Genomic DNA, 2,915 nt, shown 5'->3' with positions numbered 1-2,915 from the left:
GAACTGGAAGGGCCAGCAGCGCGGACAAACCGGGTTCAATGTCCGCCATCCCCAGATCGGCTACCCGCATTCGTTTGCCGCCCGCGCCCATCGTTCCCTGAAAATCCCGGCCGGGGGCATCTCCGCCGATGGACCAATGACGGCGTTCCGGGTATTTGAGCGCGAAGTATGGCCCTACGACAAGCCCGCCGCCACCATTCTATGGTGCACCGAAGTCGATAGCGTCAGCCATCTGCACGGCCTGCAATCGACCCAGCTACGAGAGATTATGCGGGCCTGCGATGATGTAATTGGAGAGCTGCGGGCATGGCGGGACGCCCAGCCGGAGCGCGACAGCATCACGTTGTTTATCGTTTCCGATCATGGCCATGTGACGATCGGCGGCACAGTCAACGTGGCCGACGCTCTTTGTCAGGCCGGTTTCAAGGCGGCGGCATCGTTCAACGATCATGCAACGCAGGTGCTTGTTCGACCGGGCCGCGCCGTGGGCCTGTGGCTCAAACATGATGACCCGGCCTTACTGCGGGACATACGGGACTTCATGATGGAACAGGTATGGTTCGGCGGCGCATTCAGCCCTGCCAGTGAACCGGGCAGCACCAGCGGCACGGTGGATGGCAGTCTTGCGCTGGAACTGTTGGGTGCGGGCGGCGAGCGCGCTCCTGGCCTGTTCGTGCACCTCGGGAAAACGCCTGCCGACAATCAGACCGATCAGGCCGGGCATGTGGATTCGGTCTTTTACGACCCCGGCGACAACGATCTGCGGATAGGCGGCGGCACGCATGGGGGGCTGCATCGCGGCGAGTTCACGGCCGTTCTCGCGGGCTACGGCGCGGGACTCGCGCAGGGCCGGGTTTCAGATGCTCCGAGTTCAATCACGGACATTGCGCCCACAATCCTGTCACTGCTGGGCATCGACGCGCCGAAGACGATGACAGGCCGCGTGCTGGGCGGCGATGCGCCGGAGAGTGAGGAACTGGCATACGCGGAGATTCTCTCTGCCGGCGTCCACAAAACCACCTTCCTGACGGGCATCGAGCGGCAGGGCCATTTCCATGTCAGCGAAGGTGGGATTCAGTAGGGGCATCCTACAGAAGGGCTGGCACCGTAAACTTAAGGCTGTGAAAACAAGATCTGGGAGTGAGGCTTTGGTTCATTCGGCGTGAAGGCGGGCGATTTGGCGCCATGCTTGCATGGCAGTTGCTCGCAGTTCTCGATGGTGGGTGGATGGAATATCGTGGCGGGGAACGTTAAAGAGGGGCCTGTCGCAAATTTTTGCGCTTAACGGTATGTTGACCGTCGGAGGAGAAATTTCCGCTCCAAATGTTGTGGAGCGTRCGGATGATTCTRAATGCTATTGCCGAAAAGCTGAARCGGCAGTCGAAGGATGATTTCAAAGGCAGGCATTTCGAGGCATGGCTGATCGTACAKGCGGTCACCTGGTATTTGAGATATCCCCTGAGCTATCGWGATCTGGAAGAAATGTTCGAAGAGCGCGGCTTCGAGGGATCRTAGCACGATCAACCGCTGGGTATTGAGCTATGCGCCGATGATCGAGAAGCGTCTTCGCCAGTTTCGCCGGCCGCATTGCGGATCGGTTCGGATTGACGAGACCTACGTTAAGATCCGCGTCAAATGGCGCTATCTGTACCGAGCCATCGATAAGCATGGCAACCCGGTGGATTTCCTGCTTTCTGCAAAGCGAGATCTCGAAGCCGCCAAGCGGTTCTTCCGCAAGACGCTGAAAGATCAACCCTTACTGTCGCCGAACAAGATCTGCACAGATGGTGCCAATACCTTCCCGTCGGCGATCAAAGCTTCGGTTGAAGACGGGCTCCTACAGCCCGCCCCCGTGCACTATGCGACCAAGCACCTGCAACAAGGCATTGAGAGCGATCATTTCCGTGTGAAAAAGAACATGCCGAAGATCGGCGGCTTCCAATCCTTCAACAYGGCGCGGCGAACGATTGCCGGTTTCGAGCCGATACTGTGGTTGAGAAAAGGCTTCGGCTTTTCCGGCGGCTGGACGATCAACGAGCAAAACAATTTGGTTGCGCGCCTCTTCGGACTTATAAAGGTTAACAAAACATGAAAATAGCGTCCTTCAGGGGATAGCCGCGGCCTCTGTGGAAGTTTGCGACAAGCCCCGCTGATGAAGGAAATCCTCACCCTCGTCCAGCTTCAACAGGAGTATGAGATCGTCATCGCCTCCATTGGTGGCTTCGAACTCGTCTACGATGGCAAGCGCTTCGGCAAGTCTGACGGTTATCGCTACACCACCATGCTTCAGCGCACGGGCGCGGACTACGAGATCGATCTCGCCGTCACGGTGACGCCGCTCGGCGCCGTCTCCCGCCTCGAGCATGCGTTGGATGATTTCGACGGGAGCGGGAACGCTATCGCCAGCGGCTGGAGGAAGCGCGCCGGCGTCTTGCTTCCTACCAGTCCCGTCAGGGTGGCGATTTTGCCTTCGCGAGTGAGCTGGCCGAAAAGCGTCGCCAGCTCCGGGAGGTTGAGGCCGAGCTCGCAGCCGAGGCGTGCGAAGCAGGTGCCCCTACCAGGGAGGCAGCCTGATTTTGGAAGCAGTGCAGCATATGCATAGGTGCATTGCACAATAAATGGTTTCCATCTGATCAAAATATCATCATAGTGCACACAGCTGATGCACATGGCGGTCTCCTCCCAGTGCCGCCGCAACAGCTGTTCCCCTCTGGAGGTTAAATAACCTTCACACTTCATGGGCCTCGGTTCTTCCGACGGCCCATTTTTTTGTTCCCGCTCAACCCAGATTCCGAGCTCTGTAGCAGAGCGCTTATCAGAAGAAGTTGGGAAAGGAGAAGGGGAAAGGGAAGGAAAACCGGTCGCAGATCGGTCCTCCCGCCGCCGCTGGCGCTCAACCGCGGCACTCCGCATCC

The 2,915-nt window shown here is 58.5% G+C and carries 1 protein-coding gene and 3 pseudogenes; 3 read left to right on the top strand and 1 reads right to left on the bottom strand.

The window, feature by feature from the left end; all coding sequences use genetic code 11:
- Window positions 1-1,081: alkaline phosphatase family protein (locus AC1D1Z_RS35840; RefSeq protein ID WP_477853552.1), on the top strand; the 1,081-nt coding region annotated here is incomplete at its 5' end.
- Window positions 1,082-1,153: 72 nt separating this feature from the next.
- On the opposite strand, the pseudogene AC1D1Z_RS35835 reads toward AC1D1Z_RS35840, so the two are convergent.
- A pseudogene (locus AC1D1Z_RS35835) lies at window positions 1,154-1,258 on the bottom strand (IS6 family transposase); the annotation flags it as partial.
- An 83-nt stretch (window positions 1,259-1,341) separates the two neighbouring features.
- On the opposite strand from AC1D1Z_RS35835, the pseudogene AC1D1Z_RS35830 reads away from it, so the two are divergent.
- Both AC1D1Z_RS35830 and AC1D1Z_RS35825 read left to right on the top strand, forming a co-directional pair.
- Window positions 1,342-2,092 (top strand): annotated as a pseudogene (locus AC1D1Z_RS35830) (IS6 family transposase).
- Window positions 2,093-2,149: 57 nt separating this feature from the next.
- Window positions 2,150-2,574, top strand: a pseudogene (locus AC1D1Z_RS35825) (hypothetical protein); the annotation flags it as partial.
- Between the last annotated feature and the right edge of the window lie 341 nt (window positions 2,575-2,915).

Source organism: Rhizobium sp. P1_E1, from assembly GCF_056406015.1.
This window is presented reverse-complemented; position numbering and strand designations above follow the sequence as displayed.